We start from the raw sequence: 787 nt of genomic DNA, 5'->3' as shown, positions 1-787 counted from the left end.
TGGAGTATAACAGTATTCTTTGGTTTTTGAGTTATGTAGGCATTTTCTACAGCCTTTATAGCTAGTTCTGTATCCATAGTCTTTGAAAAAGCATAGCCAATAATTTTCTTTGTATGAAGATCCAAAACTGAAGCAAGATAGCACCATCCGTCTTTAAGTGTATAAATATAAGTTATATCAGTAACCCATTTTTCATTTATTGTAGTTGTTGAAAAATCTCTTTTCAAAACGTTTTCTTTAGCCTCTATTTTGCTTTTGGAAGAGTGAGGTCTGAATTTTTTGATAATTATGGATTTTATATTTAGTTTTTTCATAATCCTTTGGACTCTCTTAAGGCTTATGGCATGTCCTCTTTCTTCACGAAGCACTTTATGTATTTTGGGAGCACCATAACGACCTTTACTATCTTTATAGATCTTCAGTATTTCTTCCTCGTACATCTTGTTTTCTACGCTTCTTTTGCTTTCGGTTTTGTTTAGATACTTATAAAAAGAGCTTCTTGAAACCTTTAACACTTCACACATTAGCGTGATATCATGCTCTTCTTTATGATCATTTATAAACTCAAAAATAGAGGTTACTTCTTTGCGAATATGGCCATGGCTTTTTTTAATATTTCATTTTCCTCCTCAAGCCTTGCCATCTTCTTTAACATTGCCTGATACTCTTCTGATGTTATAGTTGTATCTTTATCCACAGTTATTGGTTTAGCTTTCTTAATCCATCCATTGATTGTTGATTTTGATATGCCATATTCGCTGCTAAGCTCTGCCAAACTCTTACCAGA

The 787-nt window shown here is 32.8% G+C and carries 2 protein-coding genes; both read right to left on the bottom strand.

The annotated features are described in order from the left end of the window. Positions 1-560, bottom strand: a 560-nt coding sequence (locus tag CPAL_RS08030; RefSeq protein ID WP_242976297.1) for an IS3 family transposase, incomplete at its 3' end; no start/stop codon positions are given. A 17-nt stretch (positions 561-577) separates the two neighbouring features. Beyond that, a partial coding sequence (locus CPAL_RS13890) for a transposase (protein ID WP_170063597.1) occupies positions 578-787 on the bottom strand: 210 nt, incomplete at its 5' end.

Origin of the sequence: Clostridium thermopalmarium DSM 5974 (assembly GCF_002995795.1) — a bacterium.
GTDB lineage: Bacteria > Bacillota > Clostridia > Clostridiales > Clostridiaceae > Clostridium_H > Clostridium_H thermopalmarium.
This window is presented reverse-complemented; position numbering and strand designations above follow the sequence as displayed.